The sequence below is a fragment of the Pantoea sp. 9140 genome (assembly GCF_000745295.1).
Lineage (GTDB): Bacteria > Pseudomonadota > Gammaproteobacteria > Enterobacterales > Enterobacteriaceae > Pantoea > Pantoea vagans.
Window position 1 is genome coordinate 2,963,521 of record NZ_JQNO01000001.1, and the last position, 25,606, is coordinate 2,989,126.

The window sequence follows — 25,606 nt, forward strand, 5'->3', positions numbered from 1 at the left end:
CTGGCAGAAAAGGATTTCTGCCGCCCGACTAAATGGAAAACGTGGAGAAAGTCATGAGTGCAACGGCAGAAGCACAAAGCCCGCAACCGTCAGCCAGCAAAAAGAAGAAGCGCAAAAGCGTGCTCATTGTGCTGGCGCTGATCTTTGTGCTGATTGGTATTGCCTGGGGCGTTTACTGGTTCCTGGTCCTGCGCCATTTTCAGGAAACCGATGACGCCTACGTTGCAGGTAATCAGGTGCAGGTGATGGCCCAGGTCTCCGGTAGCGTGAATAAAGTCTGGTTTGAAGATACCGATTTCGTCAAAAAAGGCGATGTGCTGGTGTCGCTCGATAAGACCGATGCCGAGCAGGCGTTTGAAAAAGCGCAGACGGCTCTGGCCACCAGCGTGCGTCAGACGCATCAGCTGATGATTAATGGCAAACAGTATCAGGCCAGCATTACGCTGCAGCAGACCGCGCTGGCGCAGGCAGAAGCCGACCTGAAACGTCGTGAGCCATTAGGTGCGGCTAACCTGATTGGCCGTGAAGAGTTGCAGCACGCCCGTGACGCCGTGGCAACGGCCAAAGCGCAGCTGGACGTAGCCATTCAGCAATACAATGCGAATCAGGCGATGATCCTCAATACCTCGCTGGAGAATCAGCCTGCCGTGCAACAGAGCGCGGCTGAGCTGCGTGACGCCTGGCTGGCGCTGCAGCGCACCGAAATTCGCAGCCCGATGGATGGCTTTGTCTCCCGTCGCAGCGTACAGGTCGGTTCGCAAATCTCTACCAGCACCCCGCTGCTGGCTGTCGTACCTGCCACCAATCTGTGGGTCGATGCGAATTTCAAAGAGACGCAGCTGGCAGGCGTTCGTATCGGTCAGCCTGCCACCGTGGTCGCCGATATCTACGGTGACGAAGTGGTTTATCAGGGCAAAGTCGTGGGGCTGGATATGGGCACCGGCAGCGCCTTTTCTCTGCTGCCCGCACAGAATGCCACCGGTAACTGGATTAAGGTGGTGCAGCGTCTGCCGGTTCGTATCGAACTGAATCAGGACGATATCGCCAGGCATCCGCTGCGCATCGGCCTATCCACGCTGGTTAAAATCGATACCACCAGCAAAGAGGGTAGCGCGCTCGCCACCAGCGCCCGTCAGCAGGCCGCTTACAGCAGCAACGCGCTGGCGATTGACCTTGCGCCGGTCAATCAGATGATCACCGATATCGTCCGCGCCAACGCCGGATGAGAACGCGGAGTCTGTAATGGCACAAAAACCGCTTGAAGGGATGCCGCTGGTCCTGATGACCATTGCGCTGTCGCTGGCGACGTTCATGCAGGTTCTGGACTCGACCATCGCCAACGTGGCTATCCCTACCATTGCCGGGAACCTGGGGGCGTCGAACTCTCAGGGCACCTGGGTGATCACTTCGTTTGGCGTCGCCAATGCGATCTCGATCCCCCTGACCGGCTGGCTGGCAAAACGCATCGGTGAAGTGAAGCTCTTCACCTGGTCGACCATTCTGTTTGCTATCGCCTCCTGGGCGTGTGGCATGTCAGATAGCCTGGAGATGCTGATCTTTTTCCGCGTCATTCAGGGGATCGTCGCGGGTCCGTTGATTCCGCTGTCGCAAAGTCTTCTGCTCAACAACTATCCCCCGGCCAAGCGGAGTGTTGCGCTGTCGCTGTGGGCGATGACGGTGATTGTTGCGCCGATCTGTGGCCCGATACTGGGTGGCTGGATCAGCGATAACTACCACTGGGGCTGGATCTTCTTTATCAATGTGCCCATTGGTGTGGCAGTAGTCATACTGACGCTGCAGACCCTGCGTGGCCGGGAAACCAAAACAGAAATCCGGCCGATCGATATGGTCGGTCTGGTGCTGCTGGTGGTGGGGATCGGCTGTCTGCAGGTGATGCTGGACCGCGGAAAGGAGCTTGACTGGTTTAACTCGTCCGAGATTATCGTGCTCGGGGTCGTGGCGGTGATTGCGCTGTCAGTGCTGCTGGTGTGGGAGCTGACGGACGATCACCCTATCATCGACCTGTCGCTGTTTAAATCGCGCAACTTCACCATTGGCTGCCTGTCGATCAGTCTGGCTTATATGCTTTACTTCGGCTCGATAGTCCTGTTGCCGCAACTGCTGCAGGAGGTCTACGGCTACACCGCAACCTGGGCGGGTCTGGCATCTGCGCCGGTGGGGATTTTGCCGGTAATCCTGTCGCCGATTATTGGTCGCTTTGCGCATAAGCTCGACATGCGACGGCTGGTCACGTTCAGCTTCATTATGTATGCCGTCTGCTTCTACTGGCGCGCGTATACGTTTGAACCGGGCATGGACTTTGGTGCCTCAGCCTGGCCGCAGTTTATTCAGGGCTTTGCCGTGGCCTGCTTCTTTATGCCGCTGACCACCATTACGCTGTCGGGACTGCCGCCGGAGCGCATGGCCGCCGCATCCAGCCTGTCGAACTTTATGCGAACCTTTGCCGGTTCAGTGGGAACGTCGATTACCACCACCATGTGGACGAACCGCGAGTCGATGCATCATAGCTATCTGACGGAGTCGATTACCCCGTATAACGTCAATTCACAGCAGATGTATAGCCAGCTGGAGAGCATGGGGATGACGCAGCAGCAGGCGTCAGCTTATATCGCGCAGCAGATTACCAATCAGGGACTAATTATTTCAGCGAATGAGATCTTCTGGGCATCGGCGGGAGTATTTTTGATCCTGCTGGTGCTGATCTGGTTTGCCCGTCCGCCGTTTGGGGCAGGCGGTGGTGGTGGTGGCGCGCACTGATGTCACACAGCAAAACGGGCCTTTCGGCCCGTTTTTCATTTCTGACATGCTCACAGAGGGATGGCGTTTTTTGCGTCTTTCCGAGCTGCCCCTGTTCCCTGCGCAGGCTCGATCTTAACGCTGACCCGTCCCTGCCAAAAAAACGGGCCTTTCGGCCCGTTTTTTTATGCGTTCTGACGCCACCATTCGGCAAGCAGTACGCCGGTTGCGACAGAGACGTTGAGGCTTTCCACGTTACCAGTGCCGCCAATCGACAGGCTCATATCACCCTGCTTGAACGCGGTGTCAGAAAGACCTTCACGCTCCTGACCTAACACCAGCACCATTTTTTCCGGCAGCTGAGCCTGCGCCAGCGGCGTGCCCTGATGGCTGGAGGTGGTCACGATGGTGTAACCCGCTTTACGGAACGCTTCCAGACCTTCGCTGAAGGTTGCGCCGCTGATCGCCTGCACATGCTCAGCGCCGCCTTCTGCGGTACGCACGGCTGCACCTGACTCCAGCAGTGAAGCATCATTCACCAGCAAACCTTTTACGCCAAAGTGCGCGCAGCTGCGCATAATTGCGCCGAGGTTATGCGGGTTGCTGACATCTTCAAGTGCCAGTACGCAATCTTTCGTATTTGCCTGGCTCAGCCATTCAGACACCGCCATGCCCATACGCTTTTTGATCAGGAAGCAGACGCCGCCATGATGCTCAGTACCTGATGCTTTGGTGATTTCAGCATCTTCTACCACGTGATAGGCTTTGCGGTTAGCCGCCAGCCAGCGCAGTGCTTCGCGGAAACGCGGTGTGACTTCCTGCACGAACCAGGCGCGAACAATCGCTTCCGGACGGCTCTGGAACAGCGCCTGACAGGCGTTCTCGCCATAGACGCGGGTCTCTTCATTACGCTGACGGCGGATCTGCTCAGGATCGACGAAGCTCTTGCCGCTGATGCCGCCGTGATCCGGCTTATCGCTCTCAGGGGATGACGCACGATCGGCGGATGGTGCGCGTGACACGGTGCGCCACGGGGAATCGCTGCTGCCATAGGCGCCGCGGCTGTCATCACCACGATCGTTGCGGCGACCTGCGCCATCGTCTGAACGGCGTGGTGCGCCACGTCCGCCTTCATCACGACGCGGTGAACTGCTGCGACCGGTGTCGTCACTACGACGACCAGCGGAGCGACCGCCTTCCTGAGTGCGTTCAGTGCGGGGGCCAGATGAACGACGATTATCATCCTGGCGGGCAGCAGAGTGACCACCTTTGCCTGTACGAGGATTCGGCGCGCGCGCGCTTTTATCGTCCTCGCCACGCACGTACATCACCTTAACTTTGCCGCTCTTGCCTTTATATTCGTCGTTCATGTCTTCCTCCTGCATTCAGAGCGCGCAGATTACCTGATGTGCTGACGCTTAGCTATCAACTATTGAACCTATAGAGCAATCCAGATTGAGCGAAAATCCGCCCCCTTTCATAATGGACAACTATTACCAGACTGACACTTTTCAACATCAGAGGTTCCTATGAATACGGTATGCGCTTCATGTCAGGCAACCAATCGCGTTCCTGACGAACGCCTTGCCGACGTGGCGAAATGTGGTCGCTGTGGAAATGAGCTGTTCGATGGCGAAGTGGTGAATGCCACCAGCGCCAACTTTGACAAATATCTGCAGGATGATCTGCCGGTAGTGATCGATTTCTGGGCGCCCTGGTGCGGCCCCTGCGTCAATTTTGCGCCGGTGTTTAAAGATGTCGCCAGCGAGCGCAGCGGCAAGGTCCGCTTTATTAAAGTGAATACCGAAGCGGAGCCCGCCCTGAGCGCCCGTTTCAACATTCGCAGCATCCCGACCATCATGCTGTTTAAAAATGGCGAGCGGGTCGACATGCTGAACGGAGCTATGCCCAAAGCGCCATTTAACGAATGGCTCGACGAATCACTTTAAACTTCAAAGGCCAGCCAGTCTGGCCTTTTCCTTTTCATCTGCGCTTCGATTACACTGACGTTTTTCCTGCCCTGAATACTCATGTCTGATAATGCCGTTTTGCGCTTGCGCACCCAACGCCTGGCCCGCGCCACCCGTCCTTTCCTCGCGCGAGGAAATCGGGTCATTCGCTGCCAGGGCTGCCTGCTGCCAGAGGCCAACTGCCTCTGCAGTCAGATCGTGCCGCAGTCTGCCCGCAGTCGCTTCTGCCTGGTGATGTTTGATACCGAGCCAATGAAGCCAAGTAACACCGGTCGTCTGATTGCCGATATTCTGCCGGATACCCAGGCATTTGGCTGGTCACGCACCGAACCGGATCCGCTATTGCTGGCGGCCGTGCGTAATCCCGATTATCAGCCGCTGGTCGTCTTTCCGGCTTCCTATGCCGATCCCGGTCGCGAGGTGCTGACAACGCCACCCATCAGCGGCAAGCCGCCGCTGTTTATTATGCTGGATGGCACCTGGACCGAAGCGCGCAAGATGTTTCGCAAAAGTCCCTGGCTCGATGCCCTGCCGGTGATGTCGCTGGATGTCAGCACGCCTTCGCGCTACACGCTGCGTGAGGCCCACGGCGAAGGTCAGCACTGTACCGCTGAAGTGGCAGCGGCGCTGCTGGCACAGGCGGGCGATCGGCGGGCGGCAGAGGCGCTATCTCACCATTTCGATCGGTTCCGCACGGCTTACCTGGCAGGAAAGCCGCATCACGCCGGGCAGGCTTAACCGCATCCCTCTCTGGCTGGCAGGCATGAGCCTGCCCTGACAGTTTGCAGGATCCGGATGTTCAGCCTGCGATCTGCCCGGAAGCACGGTCAGCAAAAAGCGTTTACAATCACGCAAATCCCGATCTCTGGAGGGCGAGATGAGCCAACGCGGACTGGAAGCGCTGTTACGACCTAAATCAATTGCGGTGATTGGTGCCTCGGTCACGCCCGGGCGTGCCGGCTACTTTATGATGCGTAACCTGCTGGCAGGCGGTTTTAGCGGACCGGTGCTGCCGGTGACGCCAAAATACAAAGCGGTCAGCGGCGTACTCGCCTGGCCCACTATCGACAGCTTACCTTTCGCGCCTGACCTGGCGGTGATCTGCACCCACTCAAAACGTAACCTCGAATTGCTGCAACAGCTCGGCGAGAAAGGCTGCAAGGCCTGTATTATTCTCTCTGCGCCTGCCAGCCAGTCGGCGGAACTTAAAGCCTGCGCAAGCCAGTGGCAGATACGTCTGCTGGGACCGAACAGTCTTGGTCTGCTGGCCCCCTGGCAGGGACTCAATGCCAGCTTCTCGCCGGTACCCATAGAGAAAGGCCGTATCGCGTTTATCTCCCAGTCCGCCGCCGTGTCGAATACCATTCTCGACTGGGCGCAGCAGCGTAACCTCGGTTTTTCGTGGTTTATCGCGCTGGGTGACAGCCTGGACACCGATGTTGATGACCTGCTCGACTTCCTGGCTCGCGACGGTAAAACCAGCGCCATCCTCCTTTATCTGGAGCACCTCAGTGACGCACGTCGCTTTGTTTCCGCCTCACGCAGCGCCTCCCGTAATAAACCGATTCTGGTGATCAAGAGTGGTCGCAGCCGCGAAGCGCAGGCGTTGCTTGGCACCCACAGTGGTCTGGACGCGGCCTGGGATGCGGCCATTCAGCGCGCCGGATTGCTGCGGGTACAGGATACCCATGAGCTGTTTTCCGCCGTTGAATCGCTGAGTCATATGCGGCCACTGCGCGGTGACAGGCTGATGATCATCAGTAATGGTGCGGCGCCCGCCGCGCTGGCGCTGGATGAGCTTTATGCCCGCAACGGGAAACTGGCGCAGCTCAGCGATGAAACGCGTCGGCAGCTTGAGGCTATTTTGCCTGCCGGTGCGGGTCGTGGTAATCCGCTGGATTTAAAAGATGACGCCACCGCTGAGCGCTACGCTGCCTGTGTGGAGATCCTGCTCGACAGCCATGAACTTGATGCTTTAATGATCATTCATGCCCCAAGCGCGGTCGCGCCTGCGACTGAAACAGCCGCACATCTGATCGATACCGTGGCCCGCCACCCGCGCGGCAAGCTGGTGACGCTGCTGACCAACTGGAGCGGCGAGTTCTCTTCACAGGCTGCGCGTCGTGCCTTTACGCAGGCGGGTATACCGACCTGGCGTACGCCGGAAGGCACCGTGACCGCCTTTATGCATCAGGTTGAGTACCGGCGTAATCAGAAGCAGCTGCGCGAAACCCCTGCCCTGCCCGCCACGCTGAACCAGGACAGCGCCCATGCTCACCAGTTGTTGTCAAAGGCGCTGGCGCGCGGCATTACCTCACTGGATACTCACGAAGTGCAGCCGGTGCTGCAGGCTTATGGGCTCACGACGCTGCCAACCTGGATCGCCAGTGACAGCGCGGCAGCGGTAGCCATTGCTGACCAGATTGGCTACCCGGTGGCGCTGAAGCTGCGTTCACCCGATATCGCCCATAAGTCAGAGGTTCAGGGTGTGATGCTCTACCTGCGCAATGCCAGTGAAGTAGAGCATGCCGCCGAAGCTATTTTTGATCGGGTAAAGCAGACGCTGCCGCAGGCACGTATTGAGGGGCTGCTGGTTCAGAGCATGGCAAGCCGTGCGGGCGCGCAGGAACTGCGGGTTGTGGTCGACCAGGATGCACTGTTTGGCCCAATTATTATGCTGGGTGAAGGCGGAGTTGAATGGCAGGCTGATAAACAGGCTGCCGTTGCCCTCCCCCCGCTGAATATGACGCTGGCACGCTATCTGGTAATCCAGGCGATCAAGAGCGGAAAAATCCGCAGCCGCAGCGCCCTGAATCCGCTGGATATCCCCGGCCTGAGTCAGCTGCTGGTGCAGGTCTCTGATCTGGTCGTGGATTGCCCGGAGATCCAGCGACTGGATATTCATCCGCTGCTGGCGGCGGGCAATGACTTTACCCTGCTGGACGTCACTCTGACGCTGGCCCCGTTCCACGGCGATAACGAAACACGACTGGCCATTCGCCCTTATCCGCAGCATCTGGAAGAGCAGGTAGAGTTAAAAGATGGGCAATTCTGCCTGTTCCGCCCGATTCTGCCAGAGGATGAGCCTTTACTGCGCGATTTTATCAGTCAGGTTACCAAAGAGGATCTCTACTACCGCTACTTCAGTGAGATCAACGAGTTCACGCATGATGACCTCGCCAATATGACTCAGATCGATTATGACCGAGAGATGGCGATTGTGGCGGTCCGTCAGCATCAGGGGCGCCCCGAAATCATTGGCGTCACCCGCGCCATATCTGACGCTGATAACATTGATGCAGAGTTTTCAGTGCTGGTCCGTTCGGACCTGAAAGGGTTAGGTATGGGCCGTCGTCTGCTGGAAAAGATGATCCGCTATACCCGACATCACGGCTTGCAACAATTGAACGGTATCACCATGCCCCATAACCGCGGCATGATTACCCTGGCCCGAAAACTCAATTTTCATGTTGATATTCAACTGGATGACGGTATTGTCAGCCTGAAATTGTCTTTACAGAATGAGATCAGCTAACCTTGTAGAGAAAGGTAAAAAACGTTCGAATCAACGAAGTTGATGTTATTATTTATGGTTATAACCCTGATTTGATGGCAAAAGGCCATGCAATGAACAGAGAAGAAGTGCACTGTGATGTTGTCTAAATTTAAACGTAATAAACACCAACAACACCTCGCAGAGCTGCCGAAACTGTCACAATCCGTTGCGGATATGTCGACACTTTACTCGCCGGCCGAATTTCGTCAGACGTTGCTGGAGAAGATTGCGGCAGCGCAGACCCGCATCTGTATCGTTGCGCTCTATCTGGAAAACGATGACGCCGGACGTGCCGTCATGGATGCGCTTTATCATGCGAAGCAGGCGCGACCGGAGCTGGATATCTCAATTCTGGTAGACTGGCATCGTGCGCAGCGTGGGCGAATTGGCGCAGCGCGAGGCGTAACCAATGCCGACTGGTATTGCGAAATGGCGACGCGTTATGCCGATATTGCCATCCCGGTGTATGGTATTCCGGTTAATACCCGCGAAGCCCTGGGTGTACTCCATCTTAAAGGTTTCATTATTGATGATACGCTGCTCTACAGCGGCGCCAGCATCAATGATGTTTACCTGCATCAGCATGACAAGTATCGCTACGATCGCTACCAGGTTATCCGCAATTCGCAGCTGACCGATACCATGTATAACTGGATCACGCTCAATCTGAAGCCAGCAGAAGCGGTTAACCGGCTCGATTTTGCTGAGCGCCCTTCCAGCCCTGAAATTAAAAATGAGACGCGCCAGTTCCGTCAGGATCTGCGTGGCTTCAATTATCAGTTTGAAGGGAATGCCGGCAACGATGAACTGGCGGTCACGCCGCTGGTCGGTCTGGGTAAGCATAGCCTGCTTAATAAAACCATTTTTCACCTGATGCCCTGTGCAGAACAGAAGCTGATTATCTGTACACCCTACTTCAACCTGCCCGCCTTGCTGGTGCGTAATATCATTAACCTGCTGCGCCAGGGAAAACAGGTCGAGATTATCGTCGGTGATAAAACAGCCAATGATTTCTATATCGCGCCCGATCAACCGTTCAAAATTATCGGCGTGCTGCCATACCTGTATGAAATCAATCTGCGCCGTTTCCTTAGTCGGTTGCACTACTACGTTACGACCGGCCAGTTGGTCGTAAGACTGTGGAAGGATGGCGAGAACAGTTATCACCTTAAAGGGATGTGGGTCGATGATGAATGGCAGCTGATTACCGGCAATAACCTCAATCCACGTGCATGGCGGCTCGACCTGGAAAATGCGGTACTGATCCACGATCCTCATCAGCAATTAGCTGCGCAGCGTGAAAAAGAGCTGACGCTAATCCGTCAGCACACCACGGTAGTGACGCATTTCCGTGAGCTTGAAAGTATTGCTGATTATCCGGCCAAGGTGCGGAAACTGATTCGTCGTCTGCGCCGGATACGTATCGATCGTCTGATCAGCCGTATTCTTTAATCCCTGCGGCCATGAAGGCATCCATTATGCGAAGCGTGCTGCCTGCTTTGCTGTTGTGTAGTGGAAGTGCCCATATGGCGGAAGATCAATGAACAGGACGGGATAAAGCAGAACACTTTGTCGCCTCCGGCAGTGAATATGGACATCGCCAGCACCTTTCTGGCCAGCAAAGCAGGTCTGTCGGCATTATGTTTTCGTTAAGCCCTGGGGCGGGAAAAGAGCTGTATGACAGCCGCCCGAATGGCAGCGGCTGGAGCTGGAAAGATTTCGCCTGGGATGCCGCCGGTGCAGCCAGCGGCATTGCCCTGTGGAATCTGAGTCAGTAGCTGTTTTAAAGCTTAATCCCCTTACCACGCTTGTGCAGCAACAGCGACACCAGAAACGCCACCGCACCCATCGCTGAGACATACCAGAAAAAGGTGGTCTCAATCCCCTGCTTCTTCATCAGCAACGCGACATACTCTGCCGAACCACCGAAGATGGCATTCGCAACAGCGTAGGAGAGCCCGACACCCAGTGCGCGCACCTGCGGCGGAAACATTTCGGCTTTAAGGATTCCGCTGATAGCCGTGTAGAAGCTGGTAATCAGCAATGCCAGCATAATTAACAGGAAAGCCACGCCGGGACTCTGCACATTTTGGAGCAGCGTCAGAACTGGCACGGTACAGATAGCCGCGCCCGCACCAAAGATCATCATCGAGGTGCGACGACCGATTTTATCTGACAATGCACCAATAATCGGCTGAATCAGCATAAAGACCAGCAGCGCACCGGTCATCAGCCCGCTGGCCGTTTTAGGATCCATACCCGATGTATTAACCAGATACTTCTGCATGTAGGTGGTGAAGGTATAAAAACTCAGGGAACCGCCTGCGGTGAAACCCAGCACCATCAGGAAAGGACGGGTATGGTTGCGCAACAATCCAATTACGCTTCCCGCATCGCGATGTTCGCGGCTGGTCTTGTCTGACGTTTCTTCCAGAGAGCGCCGTAACCATAATGCGACAACCGCGAGCAGTGCGCCGAGGAAGAAGGGGATTCGCCAGCCCCAGTTGCGTAGCTCCGCGTCAGTGAGCAGAAATTGCAGCAGCACCACCGTCAGTACCGCCGCTAACTGGCCACCGATCAGCGTGACATACTGAAATGAGGCGTAGAATCCTTTGCGCCCTTCCAGTGCCACTTCGCTCATGTAGGTTGCGCTGGTCCCATATTCCCCACCCACCGATAATCCCTGAAACATACGCGCCAGCAGCAGAATGACGGGAGCCGCTACGCCTATCGTTGCGTAACCAGGCAGGCAGGCAATGACCAGCGACCCGAAACACATCATACAGACCGAAACCAGCATCGAATTTTTTCGGCCATGTTTGTCGCCGATATAGCCGAACAGCCAGCCACCAATCGGACGCATCAGAAATCCTGCCGCAAAAACGCCCGCAGTCTGTAACAACTGCGTGGTGGTATCGCCCTGCGGAAAGAAGATGTGCGCAAAGTAGAGCGAGAAGAATGAATAGACATAGAAGTCGAACCATTCAACCAGGTTGCCCGATGACGCGCCGACGATAGCCCAGATGCGTTTCCTTGTATCATCCGGCTGAATTTTATTATTTGTTGTTGTCATGCCTTACCTCTGTTCCTTGCTGATCAACAGCGTTTAAAGGATTGAGTAAAGCATTTAAGTCTACTGAAGGTAAAGGCGGGGTAATCTGAGATTAATATTGTGAGCCATATCGCCAATTAGCGAAAAATCAGCGAGTTGCTGGTGATTCTTGAGAGAAGCATGGGGGTTGCGAGGGCTGCTGGAAGTGGAATTGCGGTCACTATTTCTACTTAATGTCGCAAAATCTGGACGTAAAAAAGCCCCGCACTCGCGTGCGGGGCTTCTTCACTTATTTGATGCCTGGCAGTTCCCTACTCTCGCATGGGGAGGCCCCACACTACCATCGGCGCTACGGCGTTTCACTTCTGAGTTCGGCATGGGGTCAGGTGGGACCACCGCGCTACAGCCGCCAGGCAAATTCTGTCTCTGCGCCGCCACAGGGGCCGCGCAGAATATCCGGTACAAAGCTGAAAATCGTGTCTCTCAAAAACGCCTCTGGCGTTGTAAGGTTAAGCCTCACGGGTCATTAGTACCGGTTAGCTCAACGCATCGCTGCGCTTACACACCCGGCCTATCAACGTCGTAGTCTTCAACGTCCCTTCAGGACCCTCAAGGGGTCAGGGAGAACTCATCTCGGGGCAAGTTTCGTGCTTAGATGCTTTCAGCACTTATCTTTTCCGCACTTAGCTACCGGGCAATGCCATTGGCATGACAACCCGAACACCAGTGGTGCGTTCACTCCGGTCCTCTCGTACTAGGAGCAACCCCCCTCAATTCTCCAGCGCCCACGGCAGATAGGGACCGAACTGTCTCACGACGTTCTAAACCCAGCTCGCGTACCACTTTAAACGGCGAACAGCCGTACCCTTGGGACCTACTTCAGCCCCAGGATGTGATGAGCCGACATCGAGGTGCCAAACACCGCCGTCGATATGAACTCTTGGGCGGTATCAGCCTGTTATCCCCGGAGTACCTTTTATCCGTTGAGCGATGGCCCTTCCATTCAGAACCACCGGATCACTATGACCTGCTTTCGCACCTGCTCGAGCCGTCACTCTCGCAGTCAAGCCAGCTTATGCCATTGCACTAACCTCACGATGTCCGACCGTGATTAGCTGACCTTCGTGCTCCTCCGTTACTCTTTAGGAGGAGACCGCCCCAGTCAAACTACCCACCAGACACTGTCCGCAGCCCGGGTAACGGGCCTACGTTAGAACATCAAACATTAAAGGGTGGTATTTCAAGGTTGGCTCCACGCAGACTGGCGTCCGCGCTTCAAAGCCTCCCACCTATCCTACACATCAAGGCTCAATGTTCAGTGTCAAGCTGTAGTAAAGGTTCACGGGGTCTTTCCGTCTTGCCGCGGGTACACTGCATCTTCACAGCGAGTTCAATTTCACTGAGTCTCGGGTGGAGACAGCCTGGCCATCATTACGCCATTCGTGCAGGTCGGAACTTACCCGACAAGGAATTTCGCTACCTTAGGACCGTTATAGTTACGGCCGCCGTTTACCGGGGCTTCGATCAAGAGCTTCTCCTTGCGGATAACCCCATCAATTAACCTTCCGGCACCGGGCAGGCGTCACACCGTATACGTCCACTTTCGTGTTTGCACAGTGCTGTGTTTTTAATAAACAGTTGCAGCCAGCTGGTATCTTCGACTGGCTTCGGCTCGGGGAGCAAGTCCCTCCACCTACGCGCCAGCGTGCCTTCTCCCGAAGTTACGGCACCATTTTGCCTAGTTCCTTCACCCGAGTTCTCTCAAGCGCCTTGGTATTCTCTACCTGACCACCTGTGTCGGTTTGGGGTACGATTCTGTGTTACCTGATGCTTAGAGGCTTTTCCTGGAAGCAGGGCATTTATCACTTCAGCACCGTAGTGCCTCGTCGTCACGCCTCAGCGTTAATAAGGGACCGGATTTACCTGGACCCTCCGCCTACACGCTTAAACCGGGACAACCGTCGCCCGGCTGATATAGCCTTCTCCGTCCCCCCTTCGCAGTAACACCGAGTACAGGAATATTAACCTGTTTCCCATCGACTACGCCTTTCGGCCTCGCCTTAGGGGTCGACTCACCCTGCTCCGATTAACGTTGAACAGGAACCCTTGGTCTTCCGGCGAGCGGGCTTTTCACCCGCTTTATCGTTACTTATGTCAGCATTCGCACTTCTGATACCTCCAGCATGCCTCACAGCACACCTTCGACGGCTTACAGAACGCTCCCCTACCCAACAACGCCTAAGCGTCGCTGCCGCAGCTTCGGTGCATGGTTTAGCCCCGTTACATCTTCCGCGCAGGCCGACTCGACCAGTGAGCTATTACGCTTTCTTTAAATGATGGCTGCTTCTAAGCCAACATCCTGGCTGTCTGTGCCTTCCCACATCGTTTCCCACTTAACCATGACTTTGGGACCTTAGCTGGCGGTCTGGGTTGTTTCCCTCTTCACGACGGACGTTAGCACCCGCCGTGTGTCTCCCGTGATAACATTCCTCGGTATTCGCAGTTTGCATCGGGTTGGTAAGCCGGGATGGCCCCCTAGCCGAAACAGTGCTCTACCCCCGAGGATGAGTTCACGAGGCGCTACCTAAATAGCTTTCGGGGAGAACCAGCTATCTCCCGGTTTGATTGGCCTTTCACCCCCAGCCACAGGTCATCCGCTAATTTTTCAACATTAGTCGGTTCGGTCCTCCAGTTAGTGTTACCCAACCTTCAACCTGCCCATGGCTAGATCACCGGGTTTCGGGTCTATACCCTGCAACTTAACGCCCAGTTAAGACTCGGTTTCCCTGCGGCTCCCCTATACGGTTAACCTTGCTACAGAATATAAGTCGCTGACCCATTATACAAAAGGTACGCAGTCACCCCCATAAAGAAGGCTCCCACTGCTTGTACGTACACGGTTTCAGGTTCTGTTTCACTCCCCTCGCCGGGGTTCTTTTCGCCTTTCCCTCACGGTACTGGTTCACTATCGGTCAGTCAGGAGTATTTAGCCTTGGAGGATGGTCCCCCCATATTCAGACAGGATACCACGTGTCCCGCCTTACTCATCGAGCTCACAGCACGTGTGCTTTTGTGTACGGGAGTATCACCCTGTACCCTGCGACTTTCCAGACGCTTCCACTAACACACATGCTGATTCAGGCTCTGGGCTGCTCCCCGTTCGCTCGCCGCTACTGGGGGAATCTCGGTTGATTTCTTTTCCTCGGGGTACTTAGATGTTTCAGTTCCCCCGGTTCGCCTTGCAGCACTATGTATTCATGCTGCAATGATGCACAGAGTGCACCGGGTTTCCCCATTCGGACATCGACGGCTGTAGCGGTTCATATCACCTTACCGTCGCTTTACGCAGATTAGCACGTCCTTCATCGCCTCTGACTGCCTGGGCATCCACCGTGTACGCTTAGTCGCTTAACCTCACAACCCACAGGCGTTTTTCAACGCTGCAGACTGCAAGCATTTGAGAGACTCGAACGTATCGTATTTTTCATTCTTATTACGGAGAATGAAAACGACACGTCGTTTCAATTTTCAGCTTGTTCCGGATTGTTAAAGAGCAAATATCTCAAACGCGGCCCGGCTGCTTACGCAACCAAATCGGTTTTGAGATACTGTATGGAGACACCTTTCACCTGTCACCAAGCAGGTGGCGTCCCCTAGGGGATTCGAACCCCTGTTGCCGCCGTGAAAGGGCGGAGTCCTAACCGCTAGACGAAGGGGACACGATAGTGTCACGACTTCGCAGCCGTCCTGCTCATTACTTTTTATCAGACAATCTGTGTGGACACTGCGCGGGAAGGTATCTTCAGGTAAGGAGGTGATCCAACCGCAGGTTCCCCTACGGTTACCTTGTTACGACTTCACCCCAGTCATGAATCACAAAGTGGTAAGCGCCCTCCCGAAGGTTAAGCTACCTACTTCTTTTGCAACCCACTCCCATGGTGTGACGGGCGGTGTGTACAAGGCCCGGGAACGTATTCACCGTGGCATTCTGATCCACGATTACTAGCGATTCCGACTTCACGGAGTCGAGTTGCAGACTCCGATCCGGACTACGACGCACTTTGTGAGGTCCGCTTGCTCTCGCGAGGTCGCTTCTCTTTGTATGCGCCATTGTAGCACGTGTGTAGCCCTACTCGTAAGGGCCATGATGACTTGACGTCATCCCCACCTTCCTCCGGTTTATCACCGGCAGTCTCCTTTGAGTTCCCGACCGAATCGCTGGCAACAAAGGATAAGGGTTGCGCTCGTTGCGGGACTTAACCCAACATTTCACAACACGAGCTGACGACAGCCATGCAGCACCTGTCTCAGAGTTCCCGAAGGCACCAAAGCATCTCTGCTAAGTTCTCTGGATGTCAAGAGTAGGTAAGGTTCTTCGCGTTGCATCGAATTAAACCACATGCTCCACCGCTTGTGCGGGCCCCCGTCAATTCATTTGAGTTTTAACCTTGCGGCCGTACTCCCCAGGCGGTCGACTTAACGCGTTAGCTCCGGAAGCCACTCCTCAAGGGAACAACCTCCAAGTCGACATCGTTTACGGCGTGGACTACCAGGGTATCTAATCCTGTTTGCTCCCCACGCTTTCGCACCTGAGCGTCAGTCTTTGTCCAGGGGGCCGCCTTCGCCACCGGTATTCCTCCAGATCTCTACGCATTTCACCGCTACACCTGGAATTCTACCCCCCTCTACAAGACTCAAGCCTGCCAGTTTCAAATGCAGTTCCCAGGTTAAGCCCGGGGATTTCACATCTGACTTAACAGACCGCCTGCGTGCGCTTTACGCCCAGTAATTCCGATTAACGCTTGCACCCTCCGTATTACCGCGGCTGCTGGCACGGAGTTAGCCGGTGCTTCTTCTGCGGGTAACGTCAATCGGTGCGGTTATTAACCACATCGCCTTCCTCCCCGCTGAAAGTACTTTACAACCCGAAGGCCTTCTTCATACACGCGGCATGGCTGCATCAGGCTTGCGCCCATTGTGCAATATTCCCCACTGCTGCCTCCCGTAGGAGTCTGGACCGTGTCTCAGTTCCAGTGTGGCTGGTCATCCTCTCAGACCAGCTAGGGATCGTCGCCTAGGTGGGCCATTACCCCGCCTACTAGCTAATCCCATCTGGGTTCATCCGATAGTGAGAGGCCCGAAGGTCCCCCTCTTTGGTCTTGCGACGTTATGCGGTATTAGCCACCGTTTCCAGTGGTTATCCCCCTCTATCGGGCAGATCCCCAGACATTACTCACCCGTCCGCCACTCGTCACCCAAGGAGCAAGCTCCTCTGTGCTACCGTCCGACTTGCATGTGTTAGGCCTGCCGCCAGCGTTCAATCTGAGCCATGATCAAACTCTTCAATTTAAGTTTGATTTGCTTAAACAAGTTAAGCGGTGCTCATCTGTAAAACGTCATAATGAATTTCATTATGTGTTCACTCGTGAGGCTTTGATATTTTGTTGCGTCCGGAGACGCTGATATCAATCCTGCGAGTGCCCACACAGATTGTCTGATAAATTGTTAAAGAGCAGTGCGAACAGTGCGTTAGCGTCCTGTCGCGAGGTGGCGTATATTACGCTTTCCTCCTGCAGAGTCAACCTCTTTCTCAGAAGTTTTTCTCCGGCGGCGCAGTCTCCTGTGCCTCTCAGCCCGTTTCCCGTTGCCGGTGTTCCGTGTCGATGGAGGCGCATTATAGGGAACGGCTCAGATAGCGCAAGTGCAAATGATAACTTTTTTACTGACCGTTCAATTTGCACTCAAAAGGTATGCTAAATAAGCAAAAACCCCGCAAAAGGGCAAAAAAACGGGCCAGTGGCCCGTTTTTCAACTCACATTATTACTGATGTGCAGTAATGACGTCGTTTTCCACATCCATTTCGATGGTTTTGCCTGGCACCAGCGAACCGGCAAGGATCTGCTGAGCCAGCGGGTTCTCAATCTGCTGCTGTATCGCACGTTTGAGAGGTCGTGCACCATAGACCGGATCATATCCGTTCTCGGCCAGCAGTTTGATCGCATCCTCTGAGATGTGCAGCTGATAACCACGTTCATCCAGACGTTTATACAACCGCTGCAGCTGAATCTGCGCAATAGACGCAATGTGTTTTTCTGCCAGCGGATGGAAGACGACCACTTCATCAATACGGTTGACGAATTCCGGACGGAAATGCTGTCCGACCACACCCATCACAATATCTTTCATTTCCGGGTAGCTGAGATTGCCGAACCGTTCCTGGATTAAATCTGATCCCAGGTTAGAGGTCATGATCACCACACTGTTACGGAAGTCGACCGTACGACCCTGCCCATCCGTCAGACGCCCATCATCCAGCACCTGCAGCAGAATGTTGAAGACATCAGGATGCGCCTTCTCAACTTCATCCAGCAGAATGACCGAATAAGGACGACGACGTACCGCTTCGGTCAGATAACCGCCCTCTTCATAGCCGACATAGCCCGGAGGTGCGCCCACCAGCCGCGACACCGAATGTTTTTCCATAAATTCGGACATGTCGATACGCACCATCGCATCGTCACTGTCGAACAGGAAGTTAGCCAGCGATTTACACAGTTCGGTCTTACCTACCCCGGTAGGTCCCAGGAACAGGAAGGAACCAATTGGCCGGTTAGGATCTGACAGGCCAGCGCGACTACGGCGGATGGCATTGGATACCGCTTCAACCGCTTCATCCTGTCCGATGACCCGGCCGTGCAGATCCTGTTCCATGCGCAGTAACTTATCGCGCTCACCTTCCATCATTCGCGCCACCGGGATACCGGTCCAGCGCGCCAGCACATCCGCAATCTCCACATCCGTTACACGGTTGCGCAGTAGCTTCATGGTTTTGCCTTCCGCCTGGGTCGCTGCGGCTAGCTGTTTTTCCAGTTCCGGAATTTTACCGTACTGCAGTTCTGACATCTGAGCGAGATCGCCCTGACGACGAGCCTGCTCTAAGTTCAGACGCGCCTGCTCAAGTTCAGCTTTAATATTCTGCGTGCCCGACAGCGAAGCTTTCTCAGTCTTCCACTCATCTTCCAGCTCGGCATATTCGCGCTCTTTCTGGTTCAGCTCAGTTTCCAGCATCTCCAGACGTTTGATACTGGCATCATCCGCCTCTTTCTTCAGCGCCTGCTGCTCCAGCTTCAGCTGAATGATGCGGCGCTCAAGACGATCCAGTGACTCCGGCTTCGAGTCCATCTGCATACGAATGCTGGATGCCGCCTCATCAATCAGGTCAATCGCTTTATCCGGCAACTGGCGATCAGCAATGTAACGATGAGACAGCGTCGCCGCTGCGACAATCGCCGGGTCAGTAATCTGCACATGGTGATGCAGTTCGTAACGCTCTTTCAGGCCACGCAGAATAGCGATGGTGTCTTCCACACTCGGCTCAGCCACAAAGACTTTCTGGAAACGACGCTCCAGCGCAGCATCTTTTTCAATGTACTGACGGTACTCATCCAGCGTAGTGGCGCCCACGCAGTGCAGTTCACCACGCGCCAGCGCAGGCTTAAGCATGTTACCGGCGTCCATTGCACCGTCCGCTTTACCGGCGCCTACCATGGTATGAAGTTCGTCAATAAACAGAATGACGTTGCCTTCCTGCTTCGACAGGTCACTCAGCACGCCTTTCAGACGCTCTTCGAATTCACCGCGATATTTCGCCCCGGCCACAAGCGCACCCATATCCAGCGCCAGTACCCTGCGGCCTTTCAGACCTTCAGGGACTTCGCCGTTAATGATGCGCTGCGCCAGCCCTTCGACAATCGCGGTTTTACCCACGCCAGGCTCACCAATCAGCACCGGGTTATTTTTAGTACGGCGCTGCAGAACCTGAATGGTGCGGCGAATCTCTTCGTCGCGGCCGATGACCGGATCGAGTTTGCCCTTCTCGGCACGCTCGGTCAGATCAATAGTGTATTTCTTCAATGCCTGGCGCTGATCTTCAGCCCCCTGATCGTTCACGTTGTCTCCTCCCCGCATCTGTTCAATCGCACTGGTGATTTTTTCGCGCGTTGCGCCCGCTGCTTTAAGTAGATCGGCCAGTGAACCACGAGATTCAAGGGCGGCCAGAACAAATAATTCGGATGAAATAAAGTTATCGTTGCGCTTCTGCGCCAGCTTGTCACACAGGTTTAATACCCGGACGAGGTCAGATGAGGGTTGTACATCCCCTTCGCTGCCTTCAACTTGTGGCAGGCGATCGATGGCCTGCTCAACCTGAACGCGTAAGGGGGTAACGTTGACACCCGCAGAAGTCAGTAAAGGTGAAACCGATCCGCCTTCCTGTTTGAGCAACGCGCTCATCAGGTGCAGAGGTTCAATGAATTGGTTGTCGTGTCCCAGAGCCAGGGACTGCGCGTCGGCGAGAGCCAGCTGAAATTTGTTAGTAAGACGATCCAGACGCATAATTCCTCCCATTACAGGTCAAAATGCTACTGGAGATTAAATGAGGTCATCCCTCAAAAATTTCAAGGTTAATGACCTGAGATTTGAGTAAAAAATACGCTAACTGGACCGTCTTATGGCGTAAGGTTATAACAGCCAGATCAAAGTTGCCATACGCCCGGTGATCCCATCGCGGCGGAAGGAGAAGAAATCGTCGCGCTGCGTAAAGGTACAACGGCTGTCGGCACTGATTGATTTCACGCCCGCAGCCTGCAGTCGCCTACGCGCCAGCAGCCAGATATCAGCGTAAAATTTCTCGCCTGAGGGGCGGAAAGCCTGCACGGCGCGAGGATCCTGAGCTATAAAGGCCTCACGTACTTCTGCACCGACCTCAAATGCATCCGGCCCGATTGCCGGACCCAGCCAGGCATGGATCTGATCCGGCGGGGAACGAAACTGCGCCAGGGTATTTTCCAGTACACCCGCACACAGTCCGCGCCAGCCTGCATGTGCTGCCGCCACTTCCGTCCCATCCTGCGAACAGAACAGAACCGGCAGGCAGTCAGCGGTCATGATGGCGCAGACGACGCCGGGCTGATCGGTGATACAGGCATCGGCACGTAATGGCGTACCTTCTCCTGCAGCCAGACGCCCAACCTCCGTGCCATGAACCTGATCCAGCCACTGCGGCATCGCAGGCAAGCCCGCCTCTTCAACCAGCAACTGCCGGTTACGCGTTACCGTATCCGGATTATCCCCTACGTGACCGCCGAGATTCAGTGCATCCCAGGGCGATGTGCTAATGCCACCCTGTCGCTGCGTCGAGCAGGCCCGAACGCGTGACGGAGCGGGCCATTGAGGCGTAATCAGATTCATCACCAGTTCATCTGGTCTTTAAATTCTTCGGTGTCTGCTTTTAACGCCGCGATCAGATCAACCATATCCTGCGGAAGCGCCGCATGGAATTCCATTTCAATCCCGCTGATAGGGTGATACAGACGCAGCATGGTAGCGTGCAGAGCCTGACGATCAAAACTGCGCAGCGTAGTGATAAATGCCTCTGATGCGCCTTTTGGCGGACGCGGACGGCCACCATAAAGCGGATCGCCCACCAGCGGATGGCTGATGTGAGACATATGCACACGGATCTGGTGAGTACGACCCGTTTCCAGGCGCAGACGCAGACGGGTATGCGCGCGGAAGTGCTCCATGATGCGGTAATGCGTCACCGCCGGCTTACCCATCGGGTGAACCGCCATGTGGGTGCGTTTGGTTGAGTGGCGGCTGATAGGCTGCTCAACCGTGCCGCCCGCCGTCATATTACCAATAGCGACCGCTTCATATTCACGAGTGATTTCGCGACGTTGCAGCGAGTCCACCAGATGCGTCTGAGCCGGTACAGTTTTCGCCACCACCATTAAACCGGTGGTGTCTTTATCCAGGCGGTGTACGATGCCCGCGCGTGGCACATCCATAATCGCCGGATAGTGATGAAGTAAGGCGTTGAGTACCGTGCCATCCGGATTACCGGCGCCAGGGTGAACCACAAAGTCGCGTGGTTTGTTGATGACGATGATGTCTTCATCTTCATAAACGATGTCGAGTGGCAGATTTTGCGGTTCCCAGCGCTGTGCCTCTTCGATCTCAGCGTCAATCGCGACCAGCTCGCCGCCCAGCACTTTTTCTTTAGGTGTATCGACCATGACGCCGTTTACTGTTACGCGACGGTCGAGGATCCACTCTTTTATGCGGGAACGTGAATAATCAGGGAACAATTCCGCCAAAGTCTGATCTAAGCGTTGTCCGAGTTGTGATTCGGATACCGTTGCGGTGAGTTGAACTTGTTGTGCCATATACAGCTTCTTCGTTAACGTTGGGTTTTCACGGCGATGCCGTTTAATATAATGTGCTATCGTACCTGGTCATTACCGGGAGCTATACGGACAGCTTCCGCCATAACATTTGAGGATAATCACTTCGTCATGACGCGTATGAAACATCTGGTGGCTGCTGCCACACTGAGCCTGGCACTTGTTGGTTGTTCCGGCTCAAATGACGCGGTACCGGACAGCCCGCCTTCTGAAATCTATGCTACAGCGCAGCAAAAGCTGCAGGACGGTAACTTTAAAGCCGCGATTAAGCAACTGGAAGCGCTGGATAATCGTTATCCGTTCGGTCCTTATTCGCAGCAGGTGCAGCTGGATTTAATCTACGCGTACTATAAAAATGCCGATCTGCCCCTGGCGCAGGCTGCCATTGCCCGCTTTATGCGTCTTAACCCCACACATCCGAACATTGACTATGTCATCTATATGAAAGGTCTGACGGACATGGCGCTGGATGACTCAGCACTGCAGGGCTTCTTTGGTATCGATCGTTCTGACCGCGATCCGACGCACGCTCGTGATGCCTTCCGCGACTTCTCCCAGCTGCTGCGCAGTTACCCGAACAGCCAGTATGCGGCTGATGCTCAGAAACGCCTGGTCTATCTGAAAGACCGCCTGGCGAAATATGAGCTGTCAGTGGCGCAATTCTATACTAAGCGTGAGGCGTATGTCGCGGTTGTTAACCGTGTCGAAGGTATGATGCGCGATTATCCGGATACTCAGGCAACACACGATGCGCTGCCGCTGATGGAAAATGCTTACCGCAATCTGCAGCTCAACGCTGAAGCAGACAAAGTGGCCAAAATCATTGCAGCGAACAACAGCTGATAGCCCGATAGTTTTTCAGCCATAAAAAAAGCAGCCTGCGATGGCTGCTTTTTTTTGCTCAAAGAACAGTCAGAAGTGGATCTGATGCCAGCGAGCTAACTCATCAAGCATGCCGTGTTAATCGTTTCGCTTCAAGCCATTTCAGCCAGTTTCTCAGCCTTTCTCACAGAATGTCGTGACTGACAAAAAGTGACATTTTTTCGTGATCGAAATCGCACATTCAACGCTTTTTCACGCTATGCTGAAAAGACCAAGACGGAAATGACAGAGAGGTAAGAACGATGATTCTGAACATTACCAGTAAACAAATGGAAATTACTCCGGCAATCCGAAGCCATGTTGAAGACCGTCTCGCCAAGCTCGAAAAATGGCAAACTGACCTGATTAACCCGCATATTGTCCTGTCCAAAGAGCCCAAAGAATTCGTGGCTGACGCCACCATTAACACACCTAACGGGACTCTGGTGGCCAGCGCCAAGCATGATGATATGTACACCGCGATCAACGATTTGATTGCGAAGCTCGAACGTCAGCTGAATAAAGTTCAGCATAAGTCTGAAGCACGCCGCGCCAGTGCCAGCGTAAAAGATATTATCCCCGCCGACGAAGAGTCCTGAGTTTGTTAACGCGCCTTCGGGCGCGTTTTTTATTGACAGCTTTTAAGCAGTACGGTTACTCTCAGGTCACTCTCTTTTCGGACATTCCCATGAAACTTGATCTGTTTTTCTTCGCTTTCTTTTTTACCTTCCCCTGAACGGGAGGCCATTCGTCGTGTGAAAATGAAAGCGAAGACGAACAACGAAGCCTCCCAACCGGGAGGCTTTTTTATTGGATAGCATACAGGTGAGCCCTATGAATCCCGACAATCCATTGCTGGCGCTACGCGACAAGATCAGCGCAGTGGATAAAAAACTTCTGACGCTGCTGGCCGAGCGTCGTCTGCTGGCAGTTGAAGTCGCGCAAGCGAAACTGGCAACGCATCGCCCGATTCGCGATGTGGAGCGCGAACGTGCGCTGCTGGAGAATCTGATTGTGCTCGGTAAAGCGCACAAACTGGATGCGCACTACATCACCCGCCTGTTCCAGCTGGTCATCGAAGATTCCGTGCTGACTCAGCAGGCACTGCTGCAGAAAAACCTCAACCATCCCCATGCGCATGCCGCCCGCATCGCTTTCCTTGGTCCGAAAGGCTCTTACTCACATCTTGCCGCACGCAACTACGCATCGCGCCATTTCGATAGCATGGTGGAATGTGGCTGCCTGAAGTTTCACGACATCATCAAACAGGTCGAGAATGGCGTGGCTGATTACGCCGTAATGCCGATTGAGAATACCAGTTCGGGCTCTATTAACGACGTCTACGATCTGCTGCAACAGACCAGCCTCTCTATCGTGGGCGAATTAACCTTACCTATCGACCACTGCGTACTGGTAAATGGTCCCACCGATCTGCAGCAGATTGAGACGGTGTACAGCCATCCTCAACCCTTCCAGCAGTGCAGCCAGTTCATTAACCGCTTCCCGCACTGGAAAATCGAATATACCGAGAGTACCGCAGCAGCGATGGAGAAAGTGGCTGCGCTCAACTCACCTAAGGTGGCAGCGCTGGGTAGTGAAGCAGGCGGCGAGCTCTATCAGTTGCAGGTGCTGGAACGTAATCTGGCCAATCAGCAGCAGAACCATACCCGCTTTATCGTGCTGGCCCGCAAACCAATTGAGGTGTCGGACCAGGTCCCGGCGAAAACCACGCTGATCATGGCAACCGGCCAGCAGGCAGGTGCGCTGGTCGATGCGCTGCTGGTTCTGCGTAAGCACAATCTGATTATGAGCAAGCTGGAGTCCCGCCCGATTAATGGCAATCCGTGGGAAGAGATGTTTTACATTGATGTGCAGGGCAATCTGCAGTCAGAGCGGATGCAGCAGGCGCTTCAGGAACTGCAAACCATGACACGCTCGCTGAAGGTGCTGGGCTGCTATCCCAGCGAGAATGTGGTGCCAGTTGACCCTGGCGAATAAAAAGAAAAGAAAAAAGGCATCCGATTGGATGCCTTCTTCATTTATGGACGGCTGTCATTGGCCGAACGCAACAGACTGCGGCTTTCAACCAGGAAGCGTTTCGCGTGATCGCCAAACCACTGCTCTACCCGGTTAAAGCTGGCAATAAACGCCTGCTTGTCACCCTGCTCCAGCAGGGCTATTGCTTCGCCAAACCGCTGGTAATAGCGTTTGATCAGCGCCAGATTGCTCTCTGAGGACATGATGATATCCGCATAAAGCTGCGGATCCTGCGCGAACAATCGTCCCACCATCGCCAGTTCCAGCCGGTAAATCGGCGACGAGAGCGCCAATAGCTGATCGAGATTGACGTTCTCTTCAGCTAAATGCAGGCCATAGGCAAAGGTGGCAAAGTGACGGAGCGCCTGAATGAAGGCCATGTTCTGGTCATGCTCAACCGCGCTGATACGGTGCAGACGCGCACCCCAGACCTGAATCTGCTCCAGGAACCACTGGTAGGCTTCCGGCTGTCGGCCATCACACCAGACCACCACCTGTTTTGCCAGACTGCCGCTGTCCGGGCCAAACATCGGATGCAGACCCAGCACCGGGCCGTTATGAGCGGCCAGCATCGCCTGCAGAGGGCGGTTTTTCACTGACGCCAGATCGACCAGGATACAATCTTCAGGCAGTGGCGGCAGCTGAGCAATGACCTGCTCGGTCAGGTGAATCGGCACACTGATGATCACCATGCCGGCATCACTAAGCAGTGACTCAGCCTGTGGCCAATCCTCTTTATCCAGCGTTTTGACCGTATAGCCTGACAGCCCGAGCATTTTTTCGAACAACCGGCCCATCTGGCCCTTGCCACCGACGATCACCACCGGGCGCAGTTCAGGACAGAGGGTTTTAAAGCCTTTGTCATTTTCGCTGGTATAGGATTCACGCATCACACGACGCAGCACATCCTCTATCAAATCCGGTGGTACACCGAGCGCCTCAGCCTCTTTGCGACGGGAAGCCAGCATAGACGCTTCCCGTTCAGGGACATAGATAGGCAGTCCGTAACGGCTCTTGACCTCCCCTACTTCCGCTACCAGCTCCAGCCGTTTAGCCAGCAGATCCAGCAGCGCTTTATCAACACTGTCAATTTGATCGCGTAACGCGGTCAGTTCAGCCACCATTGCT

Annotated in this window: 16 protein-coding genes, 1 tRNA gene, 3 rRNA genes, 2 pseudogenes and 1 other annotated feature; of the genes and pseudogenes, 12 read left to right on the plus strand and 10 right to left on the minus strand. The window is 54.7% G+C overall.

The genetic code is table 11. From position 1 onward, the window contains the following. Positions 1-53: 53 nt before the first annotated feature. Positions 54-1,226 carry a multidrug efflux MFS transporter periplasmic adaptor subunit EmrA gene (emrA, locus tag FA92_RS13705; RefSeq protein WP_033784666.1) on the plus strand — a complete coding sequence of 391 codons (1,173 nt, stop codon included), beginning with the start codon at positions 54-56 and terminating at the stop codon, positions 1,224-1,226. 16 nt (positions 1,227-1,242) lie between these two features. Next, the gene (gene emrB / locus FA92_RS13710; protein ID WP_033783940.1) at positions 1,243-2,778 is read left to right on the plus strand and encodes a multidrug efflux MFS transporter permease subunit EmrB; all 1,536 of its coding nucleotides are present in this window, start codon (positions 1,243-1,245) and stop codon (positions 2,776-2,778) included. 164 nt (positions 2,779-2,942) lie between these two features. Here the strand turns inward: emrB and FA92_RS13715 are convergent, their stop codons facing one another. Then, positions 2,943-4,127 carry a tRNA/rRNA methyltransferase gene (locus tag FA92_RS13715; protein ID WP_033783941.1) on the minus strand — a complete coding sequence of 395 codons (1,185 nt, stop codon included), beginning with the start codon at positions 4,125-4,127 and terminating at the stop codon, positions 2,943-2,945. A 159-nt stretch (positions 4,128-4,286) separates the two neighbouring features. Between FA92_RS13715 and trxC the strand changes: the two genes are divergently transcribed. The 6 genes and pseudogenes from trxC (at position 4,287) to FA92_RS13740 (ending at position 10,061) form a co-directional block, all read left to right on the plus strand. Next, on the plus strand, positions 4,287-4,706 hold the full coding sequence (gene trxC / locus FA92_RS13720) for a thioredoxin TrxC (protein ID WP_013358802.1): 420 nt from the start codon (positions 4,287-4,289) through the stop codon (positions 4,704-4,706). An 81-nt stretch (positions 4,707-4,787) separates the two neighbouring features. Continuing rightward, positions 4,788-5,465, plus strand: coding sequence for a tRNA-uridine aminocarboxypropyltransferase (locus FA92_RS13725; RefSeq protein WP_013358803.1), 678 nt, complete (start codon positions 4,788-4,790; stop codon positions 5,463-5,465). Positions 5,466-5,604: 139 nt separating this feature from the next. Beyond that, entirely contained in the window at positions 5,605-8,262 is a 2,658-nt protein-coding gene (locus tag FA92_RS13730; RefSeq protein WP_033783942.1) for a bifunctional acetate--CoA ligase family protein/GNAT family N-acetyltransferase, read from the plus strand. A gap of 92 nt (positions 8,263-8,354) precedes the next feature. Then, a pseudogene (locus FA92_RS23660) lies at positions 8,355-8,390 on the plus strand (hypothetical protein). Then, on the plus strand, positions 8,380-9,735 hold the full coding sequence (gene pssA, locus FA92_RS13735) for a CDP-diacylglycerol--serine O-phosphatidyltransferase (protein WP_033783943.1): 1,356 nt from the start codon (positions 8,380-8,382) through the stop codon (positions 9,733-9,735). The pseudogene FA92_RS23660 and the gene pssA overlap by 11 nt, the downstream one beginning before the upstream one ends. Before the next feature lie 26 nt (positions 9,736-9,761). Next, positions 9,762-10,061: pseudogene (locus tag FA92_RS13740) on the plus strand (YfiM family lipoprotein). A gap of 5 nt (positions 10,062-10,066) precedes the next feature. On the opposite strand, the gene FA92_RS13745 reads toward FA92_RS13740, so the two are convergent. The 8 genes from FA92_RS13745 to rluD all read right to left on the minus strand — a co-directional run bounded on the left by FA92_RS13745 (position 10,067) and on the right by rluD (position 21,562). Continuing rightward, positions 10,067-11,356 carry an MFS family transporter gene (locus FA92_RS13745; RefSeq protein ID WP_033783944.1) on the minus strand — a complete coding sequence of 430 codons (1,290 nt, stop codon included), beginning with the start codon at positions 11,354-11,356 and terminating at the stop codon, positions 10,067-10,069. 277 nt (positions 11,357-11,633) lie between these two features. Then, positions 11,634-11,749: ribosomal RNA gene (gene rrf, locus FA92_RS13750) — 5S ribosomal RNA — on the minus strand. A gap of 91 nt (positions 11,750-11,840) precedes the next feature. Beyond that, positions 11,841-14,749: ribosomal RNA gene (locus tag FA92_RS13755) — 23S ribosomal RNA — on the minus strand. Positions 14,750-14,979: 230 nt separating this feature from the next. After that, a tRNA-Glu gene (locus FA92_RS13760) sits at positions 14,980-15,054 on the minus strand. An 88-nt stretch (positions 15,055-15,142) separates the two neighbouring features. Then, a 16S ribosomal RNA gene (locus tag FA92_RS13765) occupies positions 15,143-16,684 on the minus strand. Together the 16S, 23S and 5S rRNA genes with 1 tRNA gene alongside form the textbook arrangement of a ribosomal RNA operon. Positions 16,685-17,156: 472 nt before the next feature. Further along, entirely contained in the window at positions 17,157-19,742 is a 2,586-nt protein-coding gene (gene clpB, locus FA92_RS13770; protein ID WP_179291149.1) for an ATP-dependent chaperone ClpB, read from the minus strand. A gap of 114 nt (positions 19,743-19,856) precedes the next feature. Continuing rightward, complete coding sequence (gene yfiH, locus FA92_RS13775; RefSeq protein WP_033783945.1) at positions 19,857-20,585, minus strand: purine nucleoside phosphorylase YfiH; 729 nt, start codon at positions 20,583-20,585, stop codon at positions 19,857-19,859. Then, on the minus strand, positions 20,585-21,562 hold the full coding sequence (gene rluD / locus FA92_RS13780) for a 23S rRNA pseudouridine(1911/1915/1917) synthase RluD (protein ID WP_033783946.1): 978 nt from the start codon (positions 21,560-21,562) through the stop codon (positions 20,585-20,587). Before rluD ends, yfiH begins: the two co-directional genes overlap by 1 nt. A 129-nt stretch (positions 21,563-21,691) precedes the next feature. Between rluD and bamD the strand changes: the two genes are divergently transcribed. The 4 genes from bamD (at position 21,692) to pheA (ending at position 24,439) form a co-directional block, all read left to right on the plus strand. Continuing rightward, a complete protein-coding gene (gene bamD / locus FA92_RS13785) occupies positions 21,692-22,423 on the plus strand; it encodes an outer membrane protein assembly factor BamD (RefSeq protein ID WP_009086788.1) in 732 nt (243 codons plus the stop codon). Positions 22,424-22,704: 281 nt separating this feature from the next. Further along, complete coding sequence (raiA, locus tag FA92_RS13790) at positions 22,705-23,040, plus strand: ribosome-associated translation inhibitor RaiA (RefSeq protein ID WP_013358812.1); 336 nt, start codon at positions 22,705-22,707, stop codon at positions 23,038-23,040. An 88-nt stretch (positions 23,041-23,128) separates the two neighbouring features. Further along, positions 23,129-23,253, plus strand: a sequence feature (Phe leader region). Beyond that, positions 23,130-23,177 (plus strand): pheA operon leader peptide PheL, encoded by a 48-nt coding sequence (pheL, locus tag FA92_RS23500; protein ID WP_187507180.1) that lies wholly within the window; start codon positions 23,130-23,132, stop codon positions 23,175-23,177. Its footprint overlaps the feature before it by 48 nt. Positions 23,254-23,275: 22 nt before the next feature. Continuing rightward, a complete protein-coding gene (gene pheA / locus FA92_RS13795) occupies positions 23,276-24,439 on the plus strand; it encodes a bifunctional chorismate mutase/prephenate dehydratase (protein WP_033783947.1) in 1,164 nt (387 codons plus the stop codon). 41 nt (positions 24,440-24,480) lie between these two features. On the opposite strand, the gene tyrA is transcribed toward pheA, so the two are convergent. Next, complete coding sequence (tyrA, locus tag FA92_RS13800) at positions 24,481-25,602, minus strand: bifunctional chorismate mutase/prephenate dehydrogenase (RefSeq protein ID WP_013358814.1); 1,122 nt, start codon at positions 25,600-25,602, stop codon at positions 24,481-24,483. Positions 25,603-25,606 lie beyond the last annotated feature (4 nt).

Coding starts and splice junctions, on each gene's coding strand:
- emrA (WP_033784666.1), top strand. CDS start 54: ATGAGTGCAACGGCAGAAGCACAAAGCCCGCAACCGTCAGCCAGCAAA.
- emrB (WP_033783940.1), top strand. CDS start 1,243: ATGGCACAAAAACCGCTTGAAGGGATGCCGCTGGTCCTGATGACCATT.
- FA92_RS13715 (WP_033783941.1), bottom strand. CDS start 4,127: ATGAACGACGAATATAAAGGCAAGAGCGGCAAAGTTAAGGTGATGTAC.
- trxC (WP_013358802.1), top strand. CDS start 4,287: ATGAATACGGTATGCGCTTCATGTCAGGCAACCAATCGCGTTCCTGAC.
- FA92_RS13725 (WP_013358803.1), top strand. CDS start 4,788: ATGTCTGATAATGCCGTTTTGCGCTTGCGCACCCAACGCCTGGCCCGC.
- FA92_RS13730 (WP_033783942.1), top strand. CDS start 5,605: ATGAGCCAACGCGGACTGGAAGCGCTGTTACGACCTAAATCAATTGCG.
- pssA (WP_033783943.1), top strand. CDS start 8,380: ATGTTGTCTAAATTTAAACGTAATAAACACCAACAACACCTCGCAGAG.
- FA92_RS13745 (WP_033783944.1), bottom strand. CDS start 11,356: ATGACAACAACAAATAATAAAATTCAGCCGGATGATACAAGGAAACGC.
- clpB (WP_179291149.1), bottom strand. CDS start 19,742: ATGGGAGGAATTATGCGTCTGGATCGTCTTACTAACAAATTTCAGCTG.
- yfiH (WP_033783945.1), bottom strand. CDS start 20,585: ATGAATCTGATTACGCCTCAATGGCCCGCTCCGTCACGCGTTCGGGCC.
- rluD (WP_033783946.1), bottom strand. CDS start 21,562: ATGGCACAACAAGTTCAACTCACCGCAACGGTATCCGAATCACAACTC.
- bamD (WP_009086788.1), top strand. CDS start 21,692: ATGACGCGTATGAAACATCTGGTGGCTGCTGCCACACTGAGCCTGGCA.
- raiA (WP_013358812.1), top strand. CDS start 22,705: ATGATTCTGAACATTACCAGTAAACAAATGGAAATTACTCCGGCAATC.
- pheA (WP_033783947.1), top strand. CDS start 23,276: ATGAATCCCGACAATCCATTGCTGGCGCTACGCGACAAGATCAGCGCA.
- tyrA (WP_013358814.1), bottom strand. CDS start 25,602: ATGGTGGCTGAACTGACCGCGTTACGCGATCAAATTGACAGTGTTGAT.